The organism is Rossellomorea sp. FS2 (genome assembly GCF_047915635.1).
Taxonomy (GTDB): domain Bacteria; phylum Bacillota; class Bacilli; order Bacillales; family Bacillaceae_B; genus Rossellomorea; species Rossellomorea marisflavi_A.
Genome location: NZ_JBLRVS010000004.1, coordinates 1045732 through 1072516, shown reverse-complemented (window position 1 = coordinate 1072516; position 26785 = coordinate 1045732). Strand labels below are relative to the sequence as shown.

General features: G+C 52.1%; 24 protein-coding genes and 1 riboswitch. Of the genes, 22 read left to right on the top strand and 2 right to left on the bottom strand.

Features of this window, described 5'->3' with window-relative positions:
- Positions 1-945: 945 nt before the first annotated feature.
- The 14 genes from ACNA6I_RS16495 (at position 946) to purD (ending at position 14840) form a co-directional block, all read left to right on the top strand.
- Positions 946-1497: a DUF2179 domain-containing protein gene (locus ACNA6I_RS16495; protein WP_048007502.1), complete on the top strand. Its 552-nt coding sequence runs from the start codon at positions 946-948 to the stop codon at positions 1495-1497.
- On the top strand, positions 1494-1682 hold the full coding sequence (locus ACNA6I_RS16490) for an NETI motif-containing protein (RefSeq protein WP_048014864.1): 189 nt from the start codon (positions 1494-1496) through the stop codon (positions 1680-1682). The genes ACNA6I_RS16495 and ACNA6I_RS16490 overlap by 4 nt, the downstream gene beginning before the upstream one ends.
- An 87-nt stretch (positions 1683-1769) precedes the next feature.
- Positions 1770-1871, top strand: a riboswitch (purine riboswitch).
- Between the two features lie 127 nt (positions 1872-1998).
- Positions 1999-2478: a 5-(carboxyamino)imidazole ribonucleotide mutase gene (gene purE, locus ACNA6I_RS16485; protein WP_416313757.1), complete on the top strand. Its 480-nt coding sequence runs from the start codon at positions 1999-2001 to the stop codon at positions 2476-2478.
- Positions 2465-3625 (top strand): 5-(carboxyamino)imidazole ribonucleotide synthase, encoded by a 1161-nt coding sequence (gene purK / locus ACNA6I_RS16480; RefSeq protein ID WP_197089432.1) that lies wholly within the window; start codon positions 2465-2467, stop codon positions 3623-3625. Before purE ends, purK begins: the two co-directional genes overlap by 14 nt.
- Positions 3622-4920, top strand: a complete 1299-nt coding sequence (purB, locus tag ACNA6I_RS16475; protein ID WP_048007505.1) for an adenylosuccinate lyase — start codon at positions 3622-3624, stop codon at positions 4918-4920. Before purK ends, purB begins: the two co-directional genes overlap by 4 nt.
- Before the next feature lie 105 nt (positions 4921-5025).
- A complete protein-coding gene (purC, locus tag ACNA6I_RS16470; RefSeq protein ID WP_416313756.1) occupies positions 5026-5745 on the top strand; it encodes a phosphoribosylaminoimidazolesuccinocarboxamide synthase in 720 nt (239 codons plus the stop codon).
- Complete coding sequence (gene purS / locus ACNA6I_RS16465; protein WP_048007507.1) at positions 5738-5992, top strand: phosphoribosylformylglycinamidine synthase subunit PurS; 255 nt, start codon at positions 5738-5740, stop codon at positions 5990-5992. Before purC ends, purS begins: the two co-directional genes overlap by 8 nt.
- A complete protein-coding gene (gene purQ, locus ACNA6I_RS16460; protein WP_048007508.1) occupies positions 5989-6675 on the top strand; it encodes a phosphoribosylformylglycinamidine synthase subunit PurQ in 687 nt (228 codons plus the stop codon). Before purS ends, purQ begins: the two co-directional genes overlap by 4 nt.
- Complete coding sequence (gene purL, locus ACNA6I_RS16455) at positions 6659-8893, top strand: phosphoribosylformylglycinamidine synthase subunit PurL (protein ID WP_416313755.1); 2235 nt, start codon at positions 6659-6661, stop codon at positions 8891-8893. The genes purQ and purL overlap by 17 nt, the downstream gene beginning before the upstream one ends.
- Entirely contained in the window at positions 8869-10290 is a 1422-nt protein-coding gene (gene purF / locus ACNA6I_RS16450; protein WP_048007551.1) for an amidophosphoribosyltransferase, read from the top strand. Before purL ends, purF begins: the two co-directional genes overlap by 25 nt.
- An 11-nt stretch (positions 10291-10301) precedes the next feature.
- Positions 10302-11351, top strand: coding sequence for a phosphoribosylformylglycinamidine cyclo-ligase (gene purM / locus ACNA6I_RS16445; protein WP_063190569.1), 1050 nt, complete (start codon positions 10302-10304; stop codon positions 11349-11351).
- Positions 11348-11935: a phosphoribosylglycinamide formyltransferase gene (gene purN, locus ACNA6I_RS16440; RefSeq protein WP_063190568.1), complete on the top strand. Its 588-nt coding sequence runs from the start codon at positions 11348-11350 to the stop codon at positions 11933-11935. The genes purM and purN overlap by 4 nt, the downstream gene beginning before the upstream one ends.
- Positions 11936-11987: 52 nt before the next feature.
- Positions 11988-13523, top strand: coding sequence for a bifunctional phosphoribosylaminoimidazolecarboxamide formyltransferase/IMP cyclohydrolase (gene purH / locus ACNA6I_RS16435; RefSeq protein ID WP_048007512.1), 1536 nt, complete (start codon positions 11988-11990; stop codon positions 13521-13523).
- 57 nt (positions 13524-13580) lie between these two features.
- The gene (gene purD / locus ACNA6I_RS16430) at positions 13581-14840 is read left to right on the top strand and encodes a phosphoribosylamine--glycine ligase (RefSeq protein WP_148797230.1); all 1260 of its coding nucleotides are present in this window, start codon (positions 13581-13583) and stop codon (positions 14838-14840) included.
- On the opposite strand, the gene ACNA6I_RS16425 is transcribed toward purD, so the two are convergent.
- Complete coding sequence (locus tag ACNA6I_RS16425; RefSeq protein WP_323856363.1) at positions 14818-14928, bottom strand: EYxxD motif small membrane protein; 111 nt, start codon at positions 14926-14928, stop codon at positions 14818-14820. The genes purD and ACNA6I_RS16425 overlap by 23 nt on opposite strands.
- A gap of 64 nt (positions 14929-14992) precedes the next feature.
- The gene (locus ACNA6I_RS16420) at positions 14993-15418 is read right to left on the bottom strand and encodes a DUF2892 domain-containing protein (RefSeq protein ID WP_082139425.1); all 426 of its coding nucleotides are present in this window, start codon (positions 15416-15418) and stop codon (positions 14993-14995) included.
- A gap of 119 nt (positions 15419-15537) precedes the next feature.
- Between ACNA6I_RS16420 and ACNA6I_RS16415 the strand changes: the two genes are divergently transcribed.
- The 8 genes from ACNA6I_RS16415 (at position 15538) to aceB (ending at position 26772) form a co-directional block, all read left to right on the top strand.
- Positions 15538-17277: an adenine deaminase C-terminal domain-containing protein gene (locus tag ACNA6I_RS16415; protein WP_231888680.1), complete on the top strand. Its 1740-nt coding sequence runs from the start codon at positions 15538-15540 to the stop codon at positions 17275-17277.
- A gap of 43 nt (positions 17278-17320) precedes the next feature.
- A complete protein-coding gene (locus ACNA6I_RS16410; RefSeq protein ID WP_251528783.1) occupies positions 17321-18340 on the top strand; it encodes a DUF3048 domain-containing protein in 1020 nt (339 codons plus the stop codon).
- A 56-nt stretch (positions 18341-18396) separates the two neighbouring features.
- Positions 18397-18711 carry a YerC/YecD family TrpR-related protein gene (locus ACNA6I_RS16405; protein ID WP_048007516.1) on the top strand — a complete coding sequence of 105 codons (315 nt, stop codon included), beginning with the start codon at positions 18397-18399 and terminating at the stop codon, positions 18709-18711.
- 130 nt (positions 18712-18841) lie between these two features.
- Positions 18842-19528 (top strand): heptaprenylglyceryl phosphate synthase, encoded by a 687-nt coding sequence (locus ACNA6I_RS16400; RefSeq protein ID WP_416313754.1) that lies wholly within the window; start codon positions 18842-18844, stop codon positions 19526-19528.
- 73 nt (positions 19529-19601) lie between these two features.
- On the top strand, positions 19602-21815 hold the full coding sequence (pcrA, locus tag ACNA6I_RS16395) for a DNA helicase PcrA (RefSeq protein ID WP_048007518.1): 2214 nt from the start codon (positions 19602-19604) through the stop codon (positions 21813-21815).
- A 35-nt stretch (positions 21816-21850) separates the two neighbouring features.
- Positions 21851-23857, top strand: a complete 2007-nt coding sequence (gene ligA / locus ACNA6I_RS16390) for an NAD-dependent DNA ligase LigA (protein WP_416313779.1) — start codon at positions 21851-21853, stop codon at positions 23855-23857.
- 15 nt (positions 23858-23872) lie between these two features.
- Entirely contained in the window at positions 23873-25027 is a 1155-nt protein-coding gene (locus ACNA6I_RS16385; protein WP_416313753.1) for a CamS family sex pheromone protein, read from the top strand.
- A gap of 167 nt (positions 25028-25194) precedes the next feature.
- Positions 25195-26772: a malate synthase A gene (gene aceB / locus ACNA6I_RS16380; RefSeq protein ID WP_416313752.1), complete on the top strand. Its 1578-nt coding sequence runs from the start codon at positions 25195-25197 to the stop codon at positions 26770-26772.
- Positions 26773-26785 lie beyond the last annotated feature (13 nt).

Below are 26785 nucleotides of genomic sequence, written 5' to 3'. Positions count from 1 at the left end.
AATGTAGAGAAAAGCAGCTCATTTGATGGGTTGCTTTTTTTGTTGGTTTTTTTCGTTGGCGGGGAGTGGTGTTGGTCGTGATGTTGGCCGTTTGAAATAAGGTGGGTAGAAAGATTTTTTTTTTGGTTAGGAGGGCGAAATTACGGTTAGAGTATGGGATGATATCGGTGAGCAAGGGCGAAGAGACAGACTTTTAGAGCTTTAATGACCTGTGGGAGTATGGGATCAGCCAAGTGGGATGGACAGAGGCGTTATCTGGAGATGAGGCTATGGGGGGAGTCGCGCTTATTTGCGACTTTTTTTCATTTCTTGCGAAGGGGGCGTGATACCTGCGGATAGGATGCTTTTATCAGTGATATTTTTCCAAATAAAGTATTCACTTATGTACCTGACACCATTCAACATTCCTCGTAACTTCTTTTGCCCATTTTGAGCAATTTTTTACTTATTACTTCCCTCTTGGAGCAGGAATACCAGCGGAATTCACCGATTTACTTGCGAGATTTTCAAATTTATTTGCGATAATCAAGTTTTCATTTGCGAAACTCCAGATCGACATTCATTCTATTTGTGAACTTCGCTCGTTCGTATCAGTTCGGATGTCTTACTTGCAAACAACCTCAGTCATCTAGCACTTGCATGACAATATTTGCGAACAGGAACAGGAACAGAAACAGAAACAAAAACAAAACAGCAATGAAACCCGATGCTTCACCACCACCCCATCCATCCCTTCATAAAACACCATCCACTCCATACAATTCCCTTCAAACCCGCACTCCTCCCCCGTTTACCAACCCCAAAAAAGGGAACATAAACACCATAGTCGAACGTTGCCAAAAATTGTACGGAACGATTTGATTTCTGTGCTTTCTTCCGCAGACTTTTTCTAGTAAAATAGATTTCAATTTGGCCCCTTCATAAAGGGGATAGGAGGATTAGGTTTTGTTGCAGAATAGTTATATCATGGTCGCCATCATCCTTGTCATCAATATTGTGTATGTATCGTTTTTCACAACGAGGATGATCCTGACGTTGAAGGGGTATCGGTACATTGCCGCGTTTGTGAGCATGTTTGAGATTGTTATATATGTTGTCGGGCTTGGACTCGTCTTGGATAACCTCAATCAGATCCAGAATGTCATTGCCTATGCAGTGGGGTACGGGATCGGAGTCATCGTGGGGATGAAGATCGAGGAGAAGCTGGCTCTTGGATATATTACGGTGAATGTCATCACGAAGGAGTACGATAAGGCCCTTCCCGGTCAGCTTCGTGAACGGGGATACGGTGTGACGAACTGGGAGGCGAACGGACTTGAGGGGAATCGCATGGCGCTTCAGATCCTGACGCCGCGGAAGTATGAAATGAGGCTTTATGATACCATTAAGGAGCTCGACCCGAAGGCGTTCATCATTGCTTATGAGCCGAAGACCATCCACGGTGGATTCTGGGTGAAGCAGGTTCGGAGCATCCGAAAGGGGAAAATCAAGAAATGAGTAAGAAGTTGTTGTTTGAAGTGAAAGACGGTGAGTCGATCGGTGACTGCCTGGATCGCATGAAGGATCAAGGGTATATGCCGGTCAGGCGCATGGAGAAGCCGGTCTTTGAAGAACAGGGGAAAGAAACATATGTCCCTGTAAAACAGACAATTGTATTTGAAGGAAAGAAGATAGAGGAGTAAGGACTCCTAAATACGAACATTAATTTTCAGACTTTTATTATCGTTCGATTATTCGTTGACATCCCCCTGTTATCACGTTATGATGAAGACAAATAAACCGAATACCCTCATATAATAATGGGAATATGGCCCATGAGTCTCTACCTGACTACCGTAAATGGTCGGACTATGAGGAAAGTAGCTGTCTGGATCGAAGCTTGATTTGTGGACCCATTTTGGTGTCCGTGAATGATACCCGGATCGATTGCTTTCTCTCATAATGGAGAACAATCGATCCGGGTATTTTTGTTTTTTAACCACTGGAGGTGCCTTGTTCATGATAGGTGTGATTATGGGAAGTACATCGGATTGGGAAACAATGAAGCATGCATGCGACGTATTGGATGAATTGGATGTTCCTTATGAAAAACGCGTTGTATCAGCACACAGGACGCCTGACTATATGTTCACATATGCAGAGGAAGCGCGAGGACGCGGGGTCAAGGTCATCATTGCAGGTGCAGGGGGAGCAGCCCACCTGCCGGGCATGGTGGCGGCAAAGACCACGATTCCGGTAATCGGGGTGCCGGTGCAGTCGAAGGCATTGAACGGACTTGATTCCCTCCTCTCCATCGTCCAGATGCCTAGCGGGGTGCCTGTGGCGACTGTGGCGATTGGAAAGGCAGGGGCGACGAATGCCGGACTTCTGGCGGCTCAGATCCTCTCGGTTGAAGACAGCCGGATCGAAGAAGCTCTCGAGGCGAGAAGGGACAACTTGAGACAAAACGTAATGGAAAGCAGTGATGACCTTGACTAAGAAAACGATCTTACCAGGACAGACGATTGGGATCATCGGAGGGGGCCAGCTTGGCAGGATGATGGCCCTTGCAGCCAAACACAATGGCTTCAGGGTGGCGGTTCTTGATCCTGCGAGGAATGCTCCTTGCGCCCAGGTGGCCGATCTGGTCATCGCGGCTCCATATGATCAATATGATGCCCTCTACCGGTTGGCGGAAGAGTGTGATGTCATCACCTATGAATTCGAGAACATCGATTATGAAGCGTTGAAGTGGCTGAATGAAAGGGCATATGTTCCCCAGGGCGCGGAGCTGATCCGCATCACCCAGGACCGGATCATGGAGAAGGAAGCCCTTGTCCATGCCGGTGTCGAGGTCGCTCCTTACGCGGTCATTCACCAAGAACAGGATATCTATGATACTATAGAAAAGCTTGGCTATCCTTCAGTATTGAAAACGGCAAGAGGCGGATACGACGGGAAAGGGCAGTTTGTGATCCGGGAACGGGAAGCCATTCCAGAAGCGGCCGAACTGTTGAAGAACGGTGCGTGTGTCCTTGAAAAATGGCTCTCATTCGAAAAGGAGATCTCGGTGATTGTTTCTCGCAATCCCGATGGACAGCAGACGCATTTTCCAGTCGTTGAAAACATCCACGTGGACAATATCCTCCACGAAACCATTGCTCCTGCAAGGGTGACGGAAGAGGTGGCGGATTTGGCGGTGGAAATGGCGACGAGGATCAGTGAGACCCTTGATCTCGTCGGGACGCTCGCCATCGAGATGTTCCTGACGGAAGATGGCAGGATCTTCATCAATGAGCTGGCACCACGCCCTCACAACTCTGGTCACTTCTCTATCGAAGCATGTGATGTGTCTCAGTTTGCACAGCATATCAAGGCTGTCTGCAATTGGCCGCTGCGCCAACCCGTTTTATTAAAAGATGCTGTGATGGTCAACCTATTAGGAGAACATATAGAGCCTATCATGAAGGCCATTCCAGAAAAGCCCGATTGGTTCATTCATCTGTACGGAAAGGACGTCCCGAAGGAAAAGCGGAAGATGGGACATGTGACGATCCTGACCGATGATATGGCCAGCACGTTGGATTCTGTGAACAGTGCAGGGATCTGGAAGGTTCAAGAAAAGATCGGAGGACGACAAGGATGATAGAACGTTATACGCGCCCGGAGATGGGAGCCATTTGGACGGAAGAAAATCGCTTCCAATCTTGGTTGGAAGTAGAAATCCTGGCATGCGAAGCCTGGGCTGAGATCGGGGATATCCCGAAGGAAGACGTAGCCAAGATCCGTGAAAATGCAGGATTCAATGTAGACCGCATCAAAGAGATCGAAGAAGAGACGCGCCATGATGTGGTAGCCTTCACACGTGCGGTATCCGAGACGCTCGGAGAAGAACGGAAATGGGTCCATTACGGACTGACGTCGACGGACGTAGTGGATACGGCCCTTTCGTATCAGCTGAAGCAGGCCAACGCCATCATCCTGAAGGATCTGGAACGTTTTGTAGAGATTCTGAAGAACAAAGCCATCGAACATAAGCATACGGTCATGATGGGGCGTACGCACGGGGTGCACGCTGAGCCGACCACGTTCGGATTGAAGCTTGCCCTCTGGTATGAAGAGATGAAGCGTAATGTCGATCGCTTCAAGGACGCTGCGGCCGGTGTTGAATTCGGTAAGATTTCCGGTGCTGTCGGAACATATGCCAACATTGATCCATTCGTTGAAGCGTATGTATGCGAAAAGCTCGGAATCACACCGGCACCTGTTTCCACCCAGACGCTTCAGCGTGACCGTCACGCACATTACATGGGGACACTTGCACTGATTGCAACATCCGTCGAGAAGTTTGCAGTCGAAGTGCGCGGACTCCAAAAAAGTGAGACGCGTGAAGTCGAAGAGTTCTTCGCCAAGGGGCAAAAAGGCTCTTCTGCCATGCCTCATAAACGCAATCCGATCGGTTCCGAGAATATGACCGGGATGGCTCGTGTGATCAGGGGTTATATGCTCACGGCCTATGAAAATGTACCTCTCTGGCATGAGCGCGACATCTCACACTCTTCTGCTGAGCGCGTGATCCTTCCGGATGCGACGATCGCCCTCAACTACATGTTGAACCGCTTTGCCAACATCGTGAAGAACTTGACGGTGTTCCCGGAGAACATGAAGCGCAATATGGACCGTACACTCGGCCTCATCTATTCACAGCGCGTCCTTCTTGCCCTCATCGATAAGGGGATGGCTCGTGAGGAAGCCTACGATACCGTGCAGCCGAAGGCCATGGAAGCATGGGAGAAACAGGTGCACTTCCGCACTCTCGTAGAAGAAGAGGAAGCCATCACATCAAAATTGTCGCCTGCTGAGATCGATGACTGTTTTGATTACAATTACCATTTGAAGCATGTAGATACGATTTTTGAGCGCTGCGGCCTCGTAGACTGACGCTCTGACAATCGCATAGGGACGGGTTTATATTCAGACCCCTCCCTTTTTTTATGGAAATATAGACTGAAGATTGGCAATGTTTCGAATATGGAGGGACTCAACATGGAAAAAGGCTCGCTGTTATACGAAGGAAAAGCCAAACGGATTTACGCAACGGATGACCCTGATGTCGTATGGATCCATTATAAAAATTCCGCCACGGCCTTCAATGGGGAAAAGAAGGCGGATATCGCTGGGAAGGGCGTCCTGAATAACAAGATTTCCAGTCTGTTATTTTCAAAGCTTGCCGAACGCGGCATCCAGAGTCATTTCATCAAACAGCTGTCGGATGAAGAGCAGCTTGTGAAAAAGGTGGATATCATTCCACTCGAAGTCGTGGTCCGCAATGTGATCGCAGGCAGCCTGTCGAAGCGTCTGGGCAGGGAGGAAGGCGAGGAGATGCCTTCACCGATCATCGAGTTTTACCACAAGGATGATGCGCTGGGGGATCCACTCATCAATGATGACCACATTGATTACCTTGGGGTTGCGACCAGTGAAGAGCGCCGGGAGATCAGGGATATGGCCCTTCAGGTCAACCGCGTCCTGCAAACGATCTTCAATGAGGCTGGTGTGATCCTCGTCGATTTCAAGCTTGAGTTCGGAAAGGACCGGGAAGGACAGATCCTCCTCGGGGATGAAGTATCGCCGGATACATGCCGATTATGGGATGCCGAGACGCGCCAGAAGCTCGACAAAGATGTGTTCAGAAGAGGAATCGGTAGTTTGACAGAAGTATATGCCATCATACTAGAGCGATTGGGAGGAACTGCACATGTATAAAGTCAAAGTATATATCACCCTGAGAGAAAGCGTATTGGACCCACAAGGAAGCGTCGTGAAGAATGCCCTGCATTCCATGGAGTTCACGGAAGTGGAAGAGGTTCGTGTCGGGAAATATATGGAGCTGAGCCTCCCGTCATCTGTAAAAAACGTTGAGGCGGCCGTTGAAGAGATGTGCCACCGCCTACTTGCCAATCCGGTCATCGAAGACTACCGATATGAAATCGAGGAGAGTGTCGCTCAATGAAGTTCGCGGTCATCGTATTTCCAGGATCCAACTGTGATGTAGACATGTATCATGCGATCAAGGATGAAATCGGCGAGGAAGTCGAGTATGTATGGCATGAGGAAGCGAGCCTTGAAGGCTTCGATGCCATCCTGCTGCCCGGCGGATTCTCGTATGGCGACTATCTCCGTTCAGGTGCCATCGCCCGTTTCTCCAACGTCATGAAGGAAGTGATCAAGGCTGCGGGAGAAGGAAAGCCCGTACTTGGTGTATGCAATGGATTCCAGGTACTGCTTGAATCCGGACTTCTGCCAGGTGCCATGAGACGGAACGATCATCTGAAGTTCATCTGCAAGACCGTACCGTTGAAGGTCGAAACCAATGAAACGATGTTCACGAACAGCTATGAAAAGGGTGACGAGATCCAGATCCCGATTGCCCATGGAGAAGGCAATTATTTCTGTGACGAAGAGACGCTCAAGGAACTGAAGGCCAACAATCAGATCGTGTTCACCTACGGCGGGGATAATCCGAACGGAAGCGTAGCGGATATTGCCGGGATCACGAATCACGCAGGCAACGTCCTTGGTATGATGCCTCACCCTGAGAGGGCCATGGAACCTTTACTAGGTAGTGAAGACGGGAAGAAATTATTTCAATCGATTGTGAAGCACTGGAGGGAACAACATGTCGTTAATGCTTGAACCGACTTCAAAGACAGTTAAAGAGGAAAAGCTTTACCGGGATATGGGGTTGACCGATGAAGAATTCACGATGGTGGAAGAGATCCTCGGAAGGACACCGAACTATACGGAAACCGGCCTTTTCTCGGTCATGTGGTCCGAGCACTGCAGCTACAAGAACTCTAAGCCGGTCCTCCGCAAGTTCCCGGTCACGGGCGAACGCGTCCTGCAGGGTCCTGGGGAAGGCGCGGGAATCGTCGATATCGGCGACGACCAGGCCGTGGTCTTCAAGATCGAGAGCCATAACCACCCATCAGCCATCGAACCCTACCAGGGGGCGGCGACGGGTGTCGGAGGCATCATCCGTGATGTATTCTCCATGGGGGCTCGCCCTATCGCACTCCTCAACTCTCTTCGCTTTGGAGAGTTGGATTCTCCTCGTGTTCAGTATCTATTTAAAGAAGTAGTGGCAGGGATCGCCGGCTACGGGAACTGCATCGGCATCCCGACGGTCGGGGGTGAAGTGCAATTCGACGCTTCCTATGAGGGGAATCCCCTCGTCAATGCCATGTGTGTCGGATTGATCGACCATAAAGACATCAAGAAGGGCCAGGCCCACGGAGTCGGCAACACCGTCATGTACGTCGGCGCGAAGACAGGACGCGACGGGATCCACGGGGCGACATTTGCGTCGGAGGAGCTCAACGAAGGATCGGACGAGAAGCGTCCAGCCGTTCAGGTAGGCGACCCGTTCATGGAGAAATTGCTCCTTGAAGCGTGCCTTGAGCTCATCCATAACGATGCACTTGTCGGGATCCAGGATATGGGGGCTGCAGGACTGACAAGCTCCTCGGCTGAAATGGCTTCAAAAGCCGGATCCGGTATTGAGATGAACCTTGACCTGATCCCGCAGCGTGAAACGGGGATGACGGCGTATGAAATGATGCTGTCTGAGTCCCAGGAACGCATGCTCATCGTCGTCAAGAAAGGACGCGAGCAGGAAATCGTCGATCTCTTCTCCAAATATGATCTTGAAGCGGTATCCGTCGGGCATGTAACGGATGACCAGCGTCTCCGCCTCACCCATAAAGGCGAAGTCGTAGCCGATGTGCCGGTCGATGCACTGGCTGAAGAAGCACCGGTCTACCATAAACCATCCAAAGAAGCGGCGTACTACAAGGAATTCCAGGCGATGGAGACCCCGGTGCCGACTGTGGACGATTATAAAGAAACCCTTCTCTCCCTCCTTCAGCAGCCGACGATTTCAAGCAAGGAATGGGTCTATGATCAATATGACCATCAGGTGAGGACGAGTACGGTTGTCAGCCCGGGCTCCGATGCGGCTGTCGTCCGCGTGCGCGGGACAAGGAAGGCCCTTGCCATGACAACGGACTGTAATTCTCGCTATCTGTATCTCGATCCGGAAGTAGGCGGGAAGATTGCTGTTGCAGAAGCAGCCCGTAACATCGTCTGCTCAGGAGCGATCCCCCTTGCCATCACAGACTGCCTGAACTTCGGTAATCCCGAGAAGCCGGAGATTTTCTGGCAGATCGAAAAATCGGTCGATGGGATGAGTGAAGCCTGCCGGGAGCTGAGCACACCGGTCATCGGAGGGAATGTATCCCTTTATAATGAATCAATGGGAACAGCGATCTACCCGACACCGGTTGTCGGTATGGTCGGCTTGATCGAAGACATCGACCACATCACCACCCAAAGCTTCAAAGCGGAAGGGGACCTCATCTATCTGCTGGGTGAAACGCTCGAAGAGTTCGGAGGCAGCGAGCTTCAGAAGATGACGGAAGGGAAGATCTTCGGCCATGCACCGACGATCGATCTGAAAGTGGAGCTTCGTCGTCAGATGCAGCTTCTCGAAGCCATCCAGGAAGGCCTTGTCGCCTCTGCCCATGATCTTGCAGAAGGCGGTCTGTCTGTCGCCCTTGCTGAATCGGCTTTCGGAACGGAAGGCCTTGGAGCGGAAGTGACGCTGGCAGGATCAAACCCTGTAGCGGATCTGTTCAGTGAAACTCAATCCCGCTTCCTCATCACCGTCAAGCCGGAACATCAGGAAGCATTTGAACGGCTAGTATCTGAAACGACCCTCATCGGTCGCGTAACGGATGATGCGGCCATATCCATCAATTCCGAGGGTGAAGGCGGCCTCATCAATGCATCGGTCCAAGAGCTGGAAGCAGCTTGGAAAGGAGCCATCCCATGCTTACTGAAATCAAAGGCTTAAACGAAGAGTGCGGTGTGTTCGGCATCTGGGGTCATCCCAATGCCGCACAGATCACTTATTATGGACTCCACAGCCTGCAGCACAGGGGACAGGAGGGGACGGGAATCGTCGTATCTGACGGGGAACGCCTCCGCTGCCTGAAGGGAGAAGGCCTCGTCACAGAGGTTTTCCATGAAGGGACAATCGAGAAGCTGGAAGGAACGGGAGCCATCGGCCATGTCCGCTATGCTACGGCTGGAGGCGGCGGGTATGAAAACGTACAGCCCCTCCTCTTCAACTCCCAGACCGGCGGCCTTGCCCTCGCCCATAACGGGAACCTGGTGAATGCCAACGGACTCAAGCATCAGCTTGAAGGACAGGGGAGCATCTTCCAGACGACCTCGGATACAGAGGTCCTGGCCCATCTGATCAAACGAAGCGGATTTTCCAGCCTGAAGAACCGCGTCCGCAATGCCCTTTCCATGGTCAAGGGAGCGTATGCCTTCGTCATCATGACCGAAGATGAGCTCATGGTCGCCCTCGATCCCCATGGACTGCGCCCTCTTTCACTCGGGAAGATCGGGGATGCGTACTGTGTGGCATCTGAAACATGTGCGTTTGATATCGTCGGGGCGGAATTCATCCGGGACGTCGAGCCTGGTGAACTTCTTGTCATCAATGATGAAGGTGTGACATCCGAGAAATTCAGTTTCTCCAGCGGCAACGCCATGTGCACGATGGAATATGTGTATTTCTCCAGACCGGACAGCAATATCCAAGGTGTGAACGTCCACTCCGCACGGAAGCGGATGGGGATGGAGCTTGCGAAGGAAGCACCGATCGAAGCGGACGTCGTGACGGGGGTGCCGGACTCCAGTATCTCGAGTGCCATCGGATATGCAGAGGCTTCGGGCATCCCGTATGAGCTCGGGCTCATCAAGAACCGTTACGTCGGCAGGACGTTCATCCAGCCGTCCCAATCGCTGCGTGAGCAAGGCGTGAAGATGAAACTCTCCCCGGTGCGCGGCGTCGTGGAAGGGAAGCGGGTCGTGATGGTCGATGACTCCATCGTACGCGGAACGACAAGCAGGCGGATCGTCAGCATGCTGAAAGAAGCGGGGGCGAAGGAAGTTCACGTGTGCATCAGCTCGCCGCCGATCAAGAATCCGTGCTTCTACGGCATCGATACGTCCACACATGAAGAGTTGATCGCAGCGAACAACTCCGTGGAAGAGATGAGGCAGATCATCGGAGCTGATTCCCTCACGTTTTTGTCAACGGAAGGGGTCATGAAGGCGATCGACCGGAACGACAATTCCGACAATCGCGGGCAGTGTCTGGCATGCTTCACAGGGAAGTATCCGACTGAGATCTATCCGGATACCCTTCATCCACACGAAAAAGAGCTAGTGAAATAGGAGGAAGATTGATGGCTAATGCATATCGGCAAGCAGGAGTTGACATAGAAGCAGGATACGAATCCGTCGATCGGATCAAGAAGCACGTCAAGCGGACGGCCCGGGAAGGCGTCCTTGGTCAGTTGGGGAGCTTCGGCGGCATGTTCGACCTCTCGGCATTGAACTTGAAGGAGCCGGTCCTCGTCTCCGGGACGGACGGAGTCGGGACGAAGCTGAAGCTCGCCTTCCAGGCGGATCGCCATGACACCATCGGCATCGACTGCGTCGCCATGTGTGTGAATGACATCGTGGTCCAGGGAGCGGAACCCCTATATTTCCTTGATTATATTGCCACCGGCAAAGCCGTCCCTGAAAAGATCGAAGCGATCGTCAAAGGGATTGCCGACGGCTGCGAGCAGGCAGGCTGTGCCTTGATCGGCGGAGAAACCGCGGAGATGCCGGGGATGTATGCAGATGATGAGTATGATATTGCCGGATTTTCCGTCGGCGCCTGCGAGAAGAAGGCGATTGTGACGGGAGAAGAGATCCGCGAAGGTGACGTCCTCATCGGCCTCGCGTCCAGCGGTATCCACAGTAACGGCTATTCCCTCGTGAGGAAGGTCTTCTTCGATGATCATGATTTCAGGCTTGAAGATGCGCTTCCCGGATGGGACGCCCCTCTTGGTGAAGTCCTCCTGACACCGACGAAGATTTACGTGAAGCCGGTATTGGAGACGCTGAAGGCATTCTCCATCAAGGGAATGAGCCATGTGACGGGCGGTGGATTCATCGAGAACATCCCGCGTATGCTCCCGGATGGACTGAAAGCCCATATCACCGAAGGGGCGTGGGACATCCCTCCGATCTTCGGAGCCCTTGAAGAATACGGCCGCATCCCGAGGGAAGAGATGTACAACATCTTCAATATGGGGATCGGATTCGTTATGGCCGTCGAGAAGGGAGTGGCTGAAGAGGTCCTTGCCTTCTTGAATGGCATCGGCGGGGAAGCGGCCATCATCGGGCATGTCGCCGAAGGGAACGGCGTGACGATTTCTCCTGCCTCAGGAAGCGGACGATCATGAAGAAGATTGCCGTGTTTGCATCGGGGAGCGGAAGCAACTTTCAATCGATCGTGGATGAAATCGACAGCGGTACGCTTGAAGCCGATGTCCGCCTGCTCGTATGCGATCGCCCCGGTGCCAGGGCGACGGAGCGTGCGGAAGCGGCAGGGATCCCAGTCTTCTCCTTCCGGGCGAAAGAGTATGAAAGCAAGGAAGCCTTCGAACGTGAGATCATCCGCGAACTGGAAGCGGCAGGGGTGGAGTTCATCGTCCTTGCCGGTTACATGAGGCTGATCGGGCCGACACTGCTGGAGGCGTTCGGCGGAAGGATCGTCAATATCCATCCTTCCATCCTGCCGGCATTTCCGGGCAAGGATGCCATCGGACAGGCGTTCGATGGCGGGGTGAAGGTGACCGGGGTCACGATTCATTATGTGGACGCCGGAATGGATACGGGTGAGATCATCGCCCAGGAAGCCGTGACCGTGGAGGAAGATGAAACAAGAGAGTCCCTTCAGCGCAAGATCCAGGCAGTCGAGCACCGTTTGTACCCGGCAACATTACGCGACCTGTTCAGAAAAAAAGTGATGGGTCGATCGCTTTAATGTGGTAGAGTGGTAACGTAGGAAGTAACTAACACCCTGAGGAGGATTCACATTGAAAAAAAGAGCATTGATCAGTGTTTCGGATAAAAGCGGAGTGATCGAATTTGCAAGCGAGCTCCGGGCATTGGGTTTTGAGATCATTTCAACAGGAGGTACGAAGCGTCTTCTTCGTGACAGCGGAGTAGAAGTCATCGGAGTAGAAGACGTGACTGGGTTCCCTGAGATCCTTGAAGGGCGCGTCAAGACCCTTCATCCGTTCATTCATGGCGGTCTTCTGGCTAAGCGCGGCGAGGAAAGCCATCTTGAGCAGATGAAAGAGCAGGGCATCGAAGGAATCGATCTTGTCTGTGTCAACCTGTATCCATTCCAACAAACGATCTCCAAACCGAATGTCGAAGCGGATGAGGCCATCGAGAACATCGATATCGGTGGACCGACGATGCTTCGTGCCGCAGCAAAGAACCATCAATATGTCACTGTCGTCGTCGATCACCTTGATTACGAAGACGTGCTGGCCGAGCTCAAAGTCAATGGAGTCGTTCCTCATGAGAAACGCAGGAAGCTAGCGGCCAAAGTGTTCCGCCATACAGCCGCGTATGATGCCTATATCGCAGAATATATGACCGAACTTGCAGGCGAAGAAAACCCTGAGCGCCTGACCCGCACGTTCGAGCTGAAGCAGGCGCTGCGATACGGTGAAAATCCACACCAGGAGGCATCCTTCTATCGTTCAGCCCTTGGGTCGGATTTCTCCATTGCCATGGCGAGACAGCTTCACGGGAAGGAGCTTTCCTATAACAACATCAGCGATGCCAATGCAGCCCTTCAGATCGTAAAGGAATTCGACGGTCCGGCAGCGGTCGCCGTCAAGCATATGAACCCTTGCGGAGTCGGTGTCGGGGAAACGATTCTCGAAGCGTACGAAAAGGCGTATGAAGCGGACTCCACGTCCATTTTCGGCGGCATCGTCGCCTTGAACCGCCAGGTAGATGAAGCGACAGCCAGAATGCTTCATGAGATTTTCCTTGAGATCGTCATCGCTCCTGCATTCAGCGACGAAGCATTCGAGATCCTTTCAGGCAAGAAGAATATCAGGCTCATGACCGTACCGTTCGATTCCGTGAAGAAATCGGAGCGCCGATTGACATCGGTTGAGGGCGGCCTGCTTGTACAGGCAGACGATACGCACACCCTCGAGCAGGCAGATGTCCGCGTCGTGACGAAACGTCAACCGACAGAAGAAGAATGGGATGCACTGAAGCTCGGATGGAAGGTCGTCAAACACGTGAAATCCAACGCCATCGTCGTGACGGACGATCAGATGACCCTCGGAGTCGGTGCAGGTCAGATGAACCGTGTCGGCGCCGCCAAGATCGCCCTTGAACAGGCGGGTGAACGAGCGAAGGGTGCGTCCCTCGCTTCCGATGCCTTCTTCCCGATGGGAGATACTGTCGAGACGGCAGCGGCAGCCGGCATCACGGCCATCATCCAACCGGGCGGGTCGATCCGGGACGAGGAATCGATCAAGATGGCGGATGAGCATGGAATCGCCATGGTCTTCACGGGCGTGCGCCATTTCAAACATTAAGATCATGCTGCCCCTCCTGAATGTGAGGGGCTTCCCTATCAAAAGGAGGTTCTACTGATGAACGTGTTAGTGATTGGACGTGGCGGCCGTGAGCATGCCATCTGCAAAAAGCTTGCCGAAAGTGACAGTGTGTCAAAGGTGTATTGTGCTCCCGGGAATGCGGGCATCTCCGAGGTGGCGCAGCTTGTGCCGATCCAGGAGACGAATATCCGGGCCCTTGTGGAGTTTGCCAGGGCGGAAAAGCTTGATTTCACATTCGTCGGTCCGGAAAATCCCCTTCTGGAAGGGATCGTCGATGTGTTCAGGGAGGAGTCGCTCCCGATCTTCGGTCCGACCAAGGATGCGGCGATCATTGAAGGGAGCAAATCGTTCTCCAAACAGCTCATGAAGGATTATGGGATCCCGACAGCGGACTATGAAGTATTCACCCATGCAGCGGATGCCATTGAGTATGTAAAGGGGAAAGGTGCACCCATCGTCATCAAAGCCGATGGTCTTGCAGCCGGTAAAGGGGTCGTTGTAGCCGGTACGGTGGAGGAAGCGGTCGGGGCGCTGGAGGACATGCTCGTGAATGCCCGTTTCGGCGATGCTTCCCAGAAGGTTGTGGTGGAAGAGTGTCTGTTCGGTGAAGAATTCTCCCTCATGGCCTTTGTGGACGGTACGACCGTCCACCCCATGGTGATTGCACAGGATCACAAGCGTGCACATGATGGGGATGAAGGGCCTAATACAGGCGGGATGGGCGCATACTCCCCGGTTCCCCACATTCCTGATGCGGTGGTGCAGGATGCCGTGAAGACCGTCCTCGAACCGACGGCTCGTGCCATGGTCGAAGAAGGTCGCCCGTTCACGGGGATCCTTTATGCAGGTCTGATGCTCACGAGTGATGGCCCGAAAGTCATTGAATTCAATGCCCGCTTCGGTGATCCTGAAACCCAGGTGGTACTGCCTCGGCTGAGATCCGACTTCGGCCTTGTTGTGAAGCACTTGATCGAAGGGAAGGACGTATCCCTGGAGTGGAGCGGGGAAGCGGTGGTCGGTGTCGTCCTCGCTGCCGAAGGTTATCCGGGGTCCTACAGGAAGGGCGTGCCGATCCCGGATCTGAGCGCGTTTGAACTTGTGTACCATGCAGGGACGGAGGCGGGTGCAGCAGGACTAGTCTCCAATGGGGGAAGGGTCCTCCTCACAGCGGCAAAGGGACCATCGGTTGAACAGGCCATGGAAGCAGTCTATGAAAAGCTGGGACCGCTGGAAACGCCGGGTCTCTTTTATCGAACGGATATCGGGGCGAAGGCTATCGGACGCGTTTCTTCCTGACACGTTTCACGTAGACGAATAGAAATGCCACGATCCCTCCGATGATGGACAGCAGGACATAAGACATATCCGTGATGTATTCAAGCATGTTTCAACACTCCTTTTCATACGAATGAGAGTGCCGGGATCCCCGGCACTCTTTTCTTTGTGTCTCAGTTCTTTGTGAAGCCGGAATCAGGAATCCCGCCTTTTAACGCTTTGGCTACCTCATCATTGGAGAATTGCTCCGGGTTGAACTCGCTTTTCTTTTCTTGATGCGGTTCCGGGTGCACAGGTGCATGCTTCGCCGGTTCATGTTGATTGTGGTGCTCGTGACCCCCATGCTCGTCCTTCTTATTCCAAGAGAACATATCTTTCATGTTCATGCCTTTGTCAGAGTCCCTTCCCATAAGGTCTGTGACAGGACAGTATTTCAGGAATCCTTCCCCGATTTTCATGGCTGCGACGGCTGCGACGAGCAGATAGGACTTCCTCCACGGGCGTTTGACAAGCTTTGCAGTGGTCCAGGCGAGGAGGGTGAAACCGATGGTGATCCTCACGAGGGCGTTGATGATTCCGATGTTTGATGATACCTTCATTTCCTTCATCTCCTTAGGTGTAAAATTCACATAATTGTTTAAACCTTTACTGCGTTAAATAGTAAAATATGTTAGCATGGGAACTATACTATTATCATTCCACTAGAGGAGTGTTCACATTGGAACAACGCTACAGATGGAAGAACAAAGAGCTAAGAGAACATGTACAGGTGCTGGATGGACAGCGCTCCCCTAGCATGCTCCTGAAGAATGCCACATACCTACATTCGACTCTAAAGAAATGGGTTGAGGGACATATCTGGATCGACCGCGACCGCATCGTATATGCCGGGGACCGCCTGCCGGAACATACATCGGACTGCGAGATCATCGATTGCCGCTCCCACTATCTTGTTCCGGGCTACATCGAACCGCATGTTCACCCGTTTCAGCTTTATAATCCCCAGACTTTCACCAAGTATGCATCTCAGACCGGTACAACGACATTTATCAACGACAATCTGATGATGTTTTTATTATCTGGAAAAAAGAAAGCGTTTACTTTATTGAAGGAGCTCAATAAACTGCCGGTGACCATGTACTGGTGGACGCGCTTCGATTCACAGACGGAGATGATACAGGAAGAAACGGCGTTCTCGAATCGGGAAGTGAAATCCTGGCTGGCGCATGACGCTGTCATCCAGGGTGGCGAACTGACGGCATGGCCACGTCTTCTGGAGGGGGATGATCTCATCCTCCACTGGATGCAAGAAGCGAAACGGATGGGCAAGGTCGTGGAAGGCCACTTGCCGGGTGCTTCGGATAAGACGATCGCGAAGCTCCGTCTTCTTGGAATTGACGGGGATCATGAATCCATGACCGGTGAAGACGTGTATAAGCGACTCCTCCAAGGGCTGACCGTCACCCTGAGGCATTCTTCCATCCGACCGGATCTGCCGGTTTTGTTGGAAGGGCTGAAGGAGCAGGGGATCGACACGTATGATTCCCTCTTGTTCACAACAGACGGGTCGACTCCCGCCTTTTATGAAGAAGGTGTGATGAACGGCTTGATCAATATGGCCATCGAGAGCGGCATCCCGGAAGTAGAAGCGTTCAATATGGCGAGCTATAATGCAGCCCGACATTACGGGATCGGGCATCTTCACGGGATGATTGCGACGGGCCGCGTGGCCAACATCAACTTCTTGAAGAAGAAGGACGATGCGACGCCCGTTTCGGTGCTGGCGAAAGGGAAGTGGGTGCTGAAGGACGGGGAACCAGTGAAAGAGGATACCGTCATCCCTTGGTCGGCCAATGGTTTCAAGCCCCTCGATCTCCACTGGGAGGCAGGCTATGATGATATGCAGTTCTCCATGCCGTTCGGGATTGAAATGGTCAATGACGTCATCACGAAACCGTATTCCATCACGATCAACCCATCCCAGGATGTTCTCTCTACGGAGCACGATGAATCCTTCCTCCTCATGCTCGACCGCGGAGGGAAGTGGAGGATCTCGACGATGATCAAAGGATTCGCACACTCTGTAATGGGGTTTGCGTCGTCTTACTCCAATACGGGGGATATCATCGTGATCGGGAAGAGCAAGCCCGACATGATTGCGGCATTCAACCGCATGAAGGAGCTGGGCGGAGGGATCGTCCTGACGGAAAACGGAGAAGTCATCCAGGAAATCCCCCTGCCGTTGAGCGGGATCCTTTCCGACAAGGAGATGCCCGAATTGATCGGGGAAGAAAAGGCACTGAAAGAGGCGCTGATCGAGAGGGGCTATACGTTTGCCGATCCGATCTATACCTTGCTCTTCCTCCAGTCGACGCATCTTCCTTATATCCGGGTCACACCGAAAGGAATCTATGATGTCATGAATAAAACGGTACTCTTTCCGACGATAATGCGTTAAAATATGAAAGTAAGTTCATTTTAATAAAATAGGGGTGTTCAGCATGCTTGTTCGATTCATGGCCATTGCCATAAGCGTGCTCACACTTGTCGCATGCAGCTCAAATCAGCCAACGAATCCGACTGACAATGAAGATGCCGTCCCAGTATCAGAAGATAAGACAGGTGCTGAGTCCCACTCTCCTCTAACAGGGGAAGTCCAGGATGAAGGAGATGGCAGGTCCATCGCCGTCATGATCAATAATCATCCGAAGGCAAGACCGCAATCAGGCTTATCCAAGGCGGATATCGTCTATGAAATCCTCGCTGAAGGGAACATTACGCGTTTTCTGGCCATTTTTCAGAGCGAAAGGCCTGAGAATGTCGGTCCTGTAAGGAGTGCAAGGGATTATTACATCAGTCTCGCAAAGGGGTATGACAGTCTGTTCATCGCACATGGTTATTCTCCTGATGCGAAAAAGATCCTTCAGGGCGGCTCTGTTGATAACCTGAATGGAATCAGCTATGATGGTACATTGTTCAAACGGGCAAGCTCACGTAAGGCACCCCATAATTCCTATATCACGTTCGAGAACATCAAGAAGGGTGCCGATGATCTGGGGTATGACCTTTCCGCCCCACCCAAGAATCTCGCTTTCTCGGATGATCCGGCAAAAGGGAAGGCTGCAGGCTCCATCATGGTGTCCTATCAGGATCCTTCGTTCGATTCCACTTTCATCTATAACAGTGATGAAGGCAAATATGAACGGTATTCAGCAGGCGACCAAACCGTGGAAGACGGAACAAAGAACCCCGTCTTCATCGAGAATCTGCTGATCATCCAAGCGCGTCATGAGGTCGTCGACACCTCGGGCAGGCGGATGATCGACTTTGAAAGCGGAGGGAAGGCTTACCTGATTCAGGATGGCATCCTCCGGGACGTCAACTGGAAGAACGAAGGAGGGCGCATCCTTCCTTATCAGGACGGAAAACCGATTCCTTTCCACCCGGGCCACACGTGGATCTCTGTGATCCCCGATTCCCCGGGACTGTCGGAAGCCGTATCCTATGAGGAAGGAAGATGATCTTCTTCTCTGCGCGTTACGGCACTAATTTTTAGCAAATAAAGGAGTATACCACTATGCAAATCAATAAACTTCGGGGCAAAGAGCTCGATCAGCTCTTCAATGCCGTCCTTTCACTTCAGGATCTGGAAGAGTGCTATCGTTTCTTCGATGACCTCTGTACCATCAATGAAATTCAATCACTGGCCCAGCGCCTTGAGGTGGCACGCATGCTTCAGGACGGGAATACCTATCATAAAATCGAAACGGAGACCGGTGCCAGTACTGCCACCATCTCACGTGTTAAGCGCTGCTTGAACTATGGGAACGATACGTATCAACTTGTGCTCGACCGCGTTCATAAAAAAGACGATAACGAGGAAGACAGCTGATTGCAGCCGTCTTTCTTTTTTTGTCCGGCGACGGATTTCTTCAACTTTTTTACAGCCGACGATGGTATGCGATGCCTGTCCGTAAATGATATAATACGTTAGATGGAAGAATGAATGGAGGAACGACAGTATGTATGATGTCCGGCAGTGGAGCCATGTGTTTAAATTAGATCCGAACAAAACCATAGAAGATGGAGAGCTTGAAGCCATCTGTGAATCCGGGACCGATGCCATCCTGGTAGGGGGAACGGACGGTGTGACCCTTGAGAATGTCCTGGATTTAATGGCTCGTGTGCGGCGCTATACGGTTCCCTGTATCCTTGAAGTTTCGAATATGGAATCCCTGACACCGGGCTTCGACTTGTATTTCATCCCGATGGTATTGAATAGTTCCGACACCGATTGGGTAACGGGACTGCATCATCAAGCCGTGAAGGAATACGGAGAGATCATGAACTGGGAGGAGATCCTTGTGGAAGGGTACTGCATCATGAACCCCGACTGCAAGGCGGCACAGCTGACCGGCGCAACGGGCGCCCTTGATGCTGAGGATGCAGCTGCCTATGCCCGCATGGCCGAAGAGATGTTCCACCTGCCGATCTTCTACCTGGAGTACAGCGGGAAGTATGGGGATATCGAAACCGTCAAAGAAGTGAGCGGTGCCCTGAATGAGACGACGTTCTTTTACGGCGGGGGCATCTCGAGTGCCCGACAGGCAAAGGAGATGGCAGACATTGCCGATGTGATCGTGGTCGGGAATGCCGTGTATGAGAATCTGAAAGAAGCGCTCAAAACCGTAAAAGCTGTAAAAGGATAAAAGTAGCCATTGGCCTTAGCATAAAGTATAATGATAAAAAACAGAACGTATGTTCGTTATGGTGGTGAAGAGAATGCAATTTTTGACTGATCGATTATTGAACGGGATGAATCCGCAGCAGGCAGAAGCCGTGAAGGCGACCGACGGGCCTCTGTTGATCATGGCAGGTGCAGGCTCCGGGAAGACGCGGGTGTTGACCCACCGGATTGCCTATCTGATGGTGGAAAAAGGAGTCAATCCTTATAATATACTGGCCATCACGTTCACCAATAAAGCGGCAAGGGAGATGAAGGACCGGATCACGAATATCCTCGGGGGCGCATCCGAGAGTATCTGGATCTCGACCTTCCACAGCATGTGTGTACGGATCCTCAGAAGGGATATCGACCGGATCGGCATCAACCGGAACTTCACGATCCTCGATACGACGGATCAGCAGTCCGTCATCAAGTCGATCCTGAAGGACCGCAACATCGATCCGAAGAAATTCGATCCACGATCGATCCTCGGCTCGATCAGCTCAGCGAAGAATGAACTGATCCCTCCTGAAGAATTCGCGAAGAATGCAGGGAGCTACTACGATCAGGTCGTATCCGATGTTTATACGGAATACCAGAGGCGCCTAAGGAAGAATCAGGCACTCGACTTCGATGATCTGATCATGACGACGATCCAGCTGTTCCAAAGGGTGCCGGAAGTGCTTGAATTCTATCAGCGCAAATTCCAATATATCCACGTGGATGAGTATCAGGATACGAACAGGGCCCAGTACATGCTCGTCAAACTCATGGCGTCACGCTTCCAGAACCTCTGTGTCGTCGGTGACTCCGATCAGTCCATTTATAAATGGCGGGGTGCCGATATCGCCAACATCCTATCCTTCGAGAAGGATTATCCGAGGGCCAAAGTGATCCTCCTCGAGCAGAATTACCGCTCGACGAAGCGGATCCTCCAGGCGGCGAACGAAGTCATCCAGAAGAACTCGAATCGTAAGCCGAAGAACCTGTGGACGGAAAATCATGACGGCGAGAAAATTTCCTATTTCAGAGCGGATACGGAGCAGTCCGAAGCGCAGTTCGTAACGGGGAAAATCAAAGAGATGGTGGATTCCGGAAAGCGGAAATACTCCGACTTTGCCATCCTGTACCGGACGAATGCCCAGTCCCGTGTCATGGAGGAAGTTCTCCTCAAGTCGAATATCGAATATGCCATCGTCGGCGGAATCAAGTTCTACGATCGTAAAGAGATCAAGGACATCTTGGCCTATCTGCGCCTCATCTCCAATCCCGATGATGATATCAGCCTTCAAAGGGTGATCAACGTACCGAAGCGGGGAGTGGGGGCGACGTCCCTCGATAAGATTGCCCGCTATGCCCAGGACCATGATATTTCCATGTTCACGGCCCTTGAAGAAGCTGATTTTATCGGCTTGAGCCCGAAAATCACAAAAGCCGTGGTTGAATTCAAGGAAATGATCAAAGGCTATACAGGGATGCAGGAATACTTGTCCGTCACCGAACTCGTGGAAGAGATCCTCGATAAGTCGGGATACAATGACATGCTGAAGGCAGAGAAATCCATCGAATCCCAGAGCCGTCTCGAGAACTTGGACGAGTTCCTCTCGGTCACGAAGGAATTCGAAAAGTCGAATGAAGACAAGAGCCTGGTGGCCTTCCTGACCGACCTCGCCCTTGTAGCCGATATCGACAAGCTGGATGAAGACGATAAGCCGAAGGATGCCGTCATCCTGATGACGCTCCATGCGGCGAAGGGGCTTGAGTTCCCTGTTGTCTTCCTGATGGGGATGGAAGAAGGGGTATTCCCTCACAGTCGATCCCTTATGGAAGAAGACGAGATGGAGGAAGAGCGCAGGCTTGCGTATGTCGGCATCACCCGTGCCGAGGAAGAACTGTATCTTTCAAATGCCCAGATGCGCACGCTCTTCGGGCAGACAAAGATGAATCCTGTATCGCGCTTCATCAATGAAATCCCTGCAGACCTGCTGGATAATGTGATGACCGAGAAGAAAAGCGCGATCTCCTTCCAGTCATCCCGCCCGGCAGCGCGCCCGGCGCCGAGAAAACCGGTTTCACGTCCGGCACCGGCATCAGGAGGAGCTGCTGCAAGCTGGCAGGTCGGTGACAAAGCGCAGCATAAGAAATGGGGGACAGGCACCGTGGTCAGCGTGAAAGGATCCGGTGACGGCGTCGAACTCGACATCGCCTTCCCAAGTCCAACCGGGATCAAGCGTCTGCTGGCGAAATTCGCCCCGATTGAAAAAGTGTGATCAACCTACAAATCGTCTGAAAGGGCTGTGTGGAAATGGAACGACAATCAGCTGAAAAGCGCGTGCAGGAGCTGCACGAAACCTTGAATCAGTATAACTACGAATATCATGTACTCGATAAGCCGTCGGTTCCGGATTCAGAATATGATCAGCGTCTGAGGGAGCTCATCGAACTTGAGGACCAATTTCCGGACCTGAAGTCACCTGATTCCCCTACGCAACGGGTCGGAGGGGCAATCCTTGATTTCTTTGAAAAAGTCGAGCACAGGACGCCCATGCTCAGTCTCGGGAATGCCTTCAACGAGCAGGATCTACGGGATTTCGACAGACGTGTCCGCCAGGCAGTCGGCGACGATTTTTCCTACGTATGCGAACTGAAGATCGATGGTCTGGCCGTTTCCCTCCGCTATGAGGATGGCCGCTTCGTTCAGGGTGCTACCCGGGGAGATGGTTCCATCGGAGAAGACATCACTTCCAACCTGAAGACGATCCGCTCGATTCCCCTGAAAGTGAAAGAAACGGCCGCATTTGAAGTGAGGGGCGAGGCGTTCATGCCGAAGCGGTCGTTTGAAGCATTGAATGCAGCGAAAGAGGAGCGGGGAGAAGAACCGTTTGCCAATCCGCGTAATGCGGCGGCTGGCTCCCTTCGTCAGCTTGATCCGAAAATCGCCGCTTCACGGAATCTGGATATCTTCCTCTATGCCTTGGCGGAAATCGGGGATATGGGAATCGAGTCGCACAGCGAGGGGCTCGACCGGCTGGATGAGCTTGGATTCAAGACGAATCCGGAGCGCAAACGGTGTGCCACGATTGAGGAAGTGCTGGAATACGTGGAGAAATGGACGCAGGGCCGCCCTGATCTCTCATATGACATCGACGGGATCGTCATCAAAGTGGATGCCCTCGATCAACAGAGTGAGCTCGGGACGACGGCGAAGAGTCCAAGATGGGCCATCGCCTTCAAGTTTCCTGCAGAAGAAGTCGTTACGATCCTGAAGGACATTGAGCTGAGCGTCGGGCGTACAGGCGTGGTGACACCTACTGCAATCCTCAAACCTGTAAGGGTTGCAGGGACGACCGTTCAGCGTGCCTCATTACATAATGAGGACCTCATCAGGGAGAAAGACATCAAGATCGGCGACCACGTCGTAATCAAAAAGGCAGGGGACATCATCCCTGAAGTGGTGAACGTACTCGAAGAAAAGCGTACCGGCGAAGAACAGGAATTCTCCATGCCGACCCACTGTCCGGAATGTGAAAGCGAACTGGTGCGATTGGAAGGAGAGGTTGCTCTCCGGTGCATCAATCCGAAATGTCCTGCTCAGATCAGGGAAGGACTCATCCATTTCGTTTCACGGAATGCCATGAACATCGACGGGCTGGGAGAGAAAGTCATCAGCCAGTTGTTCAGGGAACAGCTCATTGAAGATGTAGCCGACTTGTATCGACTGGAACGCGATCAGCTCCTGGCCCTTGAACGGATGGGGGAGAAATCCGTTGATAATCTCCTTGCTGCCATCGAAGCGTCGAAGAAGAATTCACTCGAGAAGCTGCTGTTCGGCCTGGGGATCCGTCACGTCGGTGCCAAAGCTGCAAAGACCCTCTCCCAGGAATTCGGGACGATGGACAAGCTTTCCGCGGCATCTGCCGAAGAACTGACAGCCATCAATGAAATCGGCGGGAAGATGGCAGAAGCTGTGGTTGCCTATTTCGAAAACGAAGAAGTGCAGGAGTTGATCCTCGAACTGAAGGATGCCGGAGTGAACATGGACTATAAAGGCCCGAAACCGGTTGCTGCAAGTGACGTGGATTCCTATTTCGCAGGAAAGACCATCGTTCTTACAGGAAAGATCGAACAGCTCAGCCGGAACGAAGCGAAAGAACGGATCGAAGCCCTAGGAGGCAAAGTGACAGGAAGCGTGAGCAAAAAGACCGATCTCGTCATTGCCGGAGAAGAGGCAGGCTCCAAGCTGACGAAGGCCAATGAGCTGGAGATCGAGGTTTGGGATGAGGATAAGCTGATGGAAGAACTAAACCGATAAGAGGTGTAGCAACGAATGAAAAAAGGAATCGTGGCCGCTCTCTCCGTACTGTTCCTACTGGGAGGATGTGCACCGACGTTTGAGAAGCAGGATCAGGTCGTTCAAGAGAACAAAGCCGATGAAGGAGAGAAAGCGATTATACCGAGCTTTCAAATTTCAGAAGACTATTACAAGACGATGCTGCCTTATGAGACCAGTGAAACCCGTGGCGTTGTCGTAAACGACCTCGGATCACGATATGATATCAATGAAATCGAGACAGGGCTTATGCGGGTAGCCCAGAATCAATTCCCTACAGACCAGTATTTCTTCAAAGAAGGGAAATACCTCGATAAGGAAACCGTAGACAGCTGGCTGCAGCGTGAGTATACGAGCAAGCAGCTGAAGGATAAGAAGATGAAGGAGTCAGAGAATGTCGGGCTGAATCCTGTCCAGGAGGACGGCGACACAGAACCGATCTACCTCGCCCATCTTGTAGAACATAACTATCTCAAGAAGACCGATGATGGGAAAAGTGTTCAGCTTGGAGGGGTTGTAATCGCCCTCTCCCTGAACTCGGTCCAGTATGAAACGAATATGTCCAGCGGTGCCAGGACCGTCAAGAATATCAGCAATGACGAGCTGAAGCAGCAAGGAATGAAGATGGCTGAAGAGGTCGTGAAACGCCTTCGTCAGAAAGACGGACTCAAAAACGCCCCGATCATGATGGCCCTTTACAAGCAGGCGCCGAAAGATGAACGCGTACCCGGTCATTTCTTTGCCTACTCGACAGCAGGGAACGGAGAAGACACAATCCAGAAATGGAATGATGTCAACGAAAGCCATTATCTCTTCCCTTCACCGGAAGCGGCCGATGCCCATCCGAATGATTACAAAGTGTTCAAGACTTTGAAAGATGATGTGGAGGATTACTTCCCCGTGTATACGGGTTTGACCGGCCAAGCACTATATGAAGATGATAAACTGGCAAAAATGAATTTTGAAGTCGCCCTCACCTTTGAAGGGAAGACCGAAACCATTGGATTTGCCCAGCATCTTTCCTCTATGATCACGAAACATGTGCCTGAAAGCTGGGACATGGAATTGACCATTTCCTCTTCTGACGGGCCCGAAGCCCTCATCGTGAAGAAAAAAGGAAGCAAGGAAACCTACGTCCATATCTATGAATAAGCATGAACCCCGTCCTTGAAAGGACGGGGTTTTTTGCTGTTCTGCGAGATTTGTCGAACGATATGCGATAAAAAGGTGTTCCATAACAGATTTATCTGTTATACAATACAAACATGTTAAATAAACTGTATTATAACAATGCAGAGTGGAAGGTGTGATGAGTAAGGATGGACACCAAAGTGGATGGCATGAGAATAAAGGGTGAAGAATCATACAAAGAGATTCTCACCGATGAAGCACTGGGATTCTTGGAACAGCTGGAAAGGCGTTTCGGTCAAAGGCGGAAGGAACTGCTCGAAGCAAGGGAGAATCGTCAGAAACGCTTTGATGAAGGGGAATCCCCAGATTTTTTGAACGAGACGGAGCATATCCGCAAGCTTGCCTGGAAGGTGGATGAACTGCCGGAAGCCCTTAAGGATCGCCGGGTGGAAATCACCGGTCCGGTCGACCGCAAGATGATGATCAATGCGTTGAACTCCGGGGCCAAATGCTTCATGGCGTGCCTGGAGGATGCGACATCTCCGACTTGGCAGAATGTCATGGAAGGGCAAATCAATCTGCGGGATGCCGTAGACGGTTCGATCCGCTACAGCCAGCCTGGCGGGAAAGAATACCGGCTCAACGGACAAGGGGCCGTACTCATCGTCAGACCGAGGGGAATGCACCTGGAGGAGAAGCATATTGAGCTGGACGGTGAACCTCTCTCCGCTGGACTGGTTGATTTCGGACTGCATCTCTTCCACAGTGGGCGGAAGCTCGCCGGGACGGGGAGGGGGCCATTTTTCTACCTTCCCAAACTTGAAAGTCACCAGGAAGCCCGCTTCTGGAATGATGTGTTCGTCTTTTCCCAGGAGGCGGTAGGACTGCCGAAGGGGACGATCAAGGCAACGGTGCTGATCGAGACCATCACCGCTGCGTTTGAGATGGATGAAATCCTCTATGAACTGAAAGAGCACTCGGCTGGCCTGAACTGTGGCCGTTGGGATTATATCTTCAGCTATATCAAAAAATTCCGCACGAAGGGAGTCCTTCCCGATCGCTCCACCGTCACCATGACAGCACCGTTCATGCGGGCCTACTCACTGCTTACGATCAAGACCTGTCACCGGAGAGGGGCACCGGCGATAGGGGGAATGGCGGCGCAGATTCCCATTAAAGGCGCCCCCGCAAAGAACGAGGAAGCTTTCCGGAAGGTACGACAGGATAAGGAACGGGAAGCAAGGGACGGACATGACGGCACATGGGTCGCTCATCCCGGGCTAGTACAGGTCGCAAAAGACGTGTTTGACGGGGAGATGCCCGGGGATAATCAGATTGCGGATAAACGTCTGACCGGTCTTCAGATCACAGCGGAGGATCTCCTCCAGCTGCCGGATGGAGAGATCACGGAAGAAGGAGTCCGCCTTAATATCAACGTGGGGATCCGCTATGTATCTGCCTGGCTGAAGGGGCAGGGGGCCGTACCGATTAACCACCTGATGGAGGATGCAGCAACCGCCGAGATATCCAGGGCGCAGCTATGGCAGTGGATCAGGCATCCGGATGGCGTCCTTGCAGATGGACGGAAGCTGACAATGGAACTCTATGAAGCCATCAAGCAGGAAGAGCTTACGAGAATCAAAGAAGAATTTGGCACCGCGTATGAAGAGAAACGCATCCCGGAAGCGGTGGAACTGTTCGATGAATTGATCAGGAATGACAGGTTCGAAGAGTTTTTGACGCTGAAAGGCTATGAGATTCTCTAAGGAAAACGGGAAG

What these genes read in the sequence shown, in the direction of transcription:
- purQ (WP_048007508.1), top strand. Translation starts at nt 5,989, where the DNA reads ATGAAGTTCGCGGTCATCGTATTTCCAGGATCCAACTGTGATGTAGAC.
- ACNA6I_RS16405 (WP_048007516.1), top strand. Translation starts at nt 18,397, where the DNA reads ATGCAAATCAATAAACTTCGGGGCAAAGAGCTCGATCAGCTCTTCAAT.
- aceB (WP_416313752.1), top strand. Translation starts at nt 25,195, where the DNA reads ATGGACACCAAAGTGGATGGCATGAGAATAAAGGGTGAAGAATCATAC.
- purM (WP_063190569.1), top strand. Translation starts at nt 10,302, where the DNA reads ATGGCTAATGCATATCGGCAAGCAGGAGTTGACATAGAAGCAGGATAC.
- purB (WP_048007505.1), top strand. Translation starts at nt 3,622, where the DNA reads ATGATAGAACGTTATACGCGCCCGGAGATGGGAGCCATTTGGACGGAA.
- ACNA6I_RS16420 (WP_082139425.1), bottom strand. Translation starts at nt 15,418, where the DNA reads ATGAAGGTATCATCAAACATCGGAATCATCAACGCCCTCGTGAGGATC.
- purC (WP_416313756.1), top strand. Translation starts at nt 5,026, where the DNA reads ATGGAAAAAGGCTCGCTGTTATACGAAGGAAAAGCCAAACGGATTTAC.
- purE (WP_416313757.1), top strand. Translation starts at nt 1,999, where the DNA reads ATGATAGGTGTGATTATGGGAAGTACATCGGATTGGGAAACAATGAAG.
- purN (WP_063190568.1), top strand. Translation starts at nt 11,348, where the DNA reads ATGAAGAAGATTGCCGTGTTTGCATCGGGGAGCGGAAGCAACTTTCAA.
- purD (WP_148797230.1), top strand. Translation starts at nt 13,581, where the DNA reads ATGAACGTGTTAGTGATTGGACGTGGCGGCCGTGAGCATGCCATCTGC.
- ACNA6I_RS16410 (WP_251528783.1), top strand. Translation starts at nt 17,321, where the DNA reads ATGCTTGTTCGATTCATGGCCATTGCCATAAGCGTGCTCACACTTGTC.
- ligA (WP_416313779.1), top strand. Translation starts at nt 21,851, where the DNA reads ATGGAACGACAATCAGCTGAAAAGCGCGTGCAGGAGCTGCACGAAACC.
- ACNA6I_RS16425 (WP_323856363.1), bottom strand. Translation starts at nt 14,928, where the DNA reads ATGCTTGAATACATCACGGATATGTCTTATGTCCTGCTGTCCATCATC.
- pcrA (WP_048007518.1), top strand. Translation starts at nt 19,602, where the DNA reads ATGCAATTTTTGACTGATCGATTATTGAACGGGATGAATCCGCAGCAG.
- purS (WP_048007507.1), top strand. Translation starts at nt 5,738, where the DNA reads ATGTATAAAGTCAAAGTATATATCACCCTGAGAGAAAGCGTATTGGAC.
- ACNA6I_RS16400 (WP_416313754.1), top strand. Translation starts at nt 18,842, where the DNA reads ATGTATGATGTCCGGCAGTGGAGCCATGTGTTTAAATTAGATCCGAAC.
- ACNA6I_RS16385 (WP_416313753.1), top strand. Translation starts at nt 23,873, where the DNA reads ATGAAAAAAGGAATCGTGGCCGCTCTCTCCGTACTGTTCCTACTGGGA.
- purL (WP_416313755.1), top strand. Translation starts at nt 6,659, where the DNA reads ATGTCGTTAATGCTTGAACCGACTTCAAAGACAGTTAAAGAGGAAAAG.
- purF (WP_048007551.1), top strand. Translation starts at nt 8,869, where the DNA reads ATGCTTACTGAAATCAAAGGCTTAAACGAAGAGTGCGGTGTGTTCGGC.
- ACNA6I_RS16490 (WP_048014864.1), top strand. Translation starts at nt 1,494, where the DNA reads ATGAGTAAGAAGTTGTTGTTTGAAGTGAAAGACGGTGAGTCGATCGGT.
- purK (WP_197089432.1), top strand. Translation starts at nt 2,465, where the DNA reads ATGACCTTGACTAAGAAAACGATCTTACCAGGACAGACGATTGGGATC.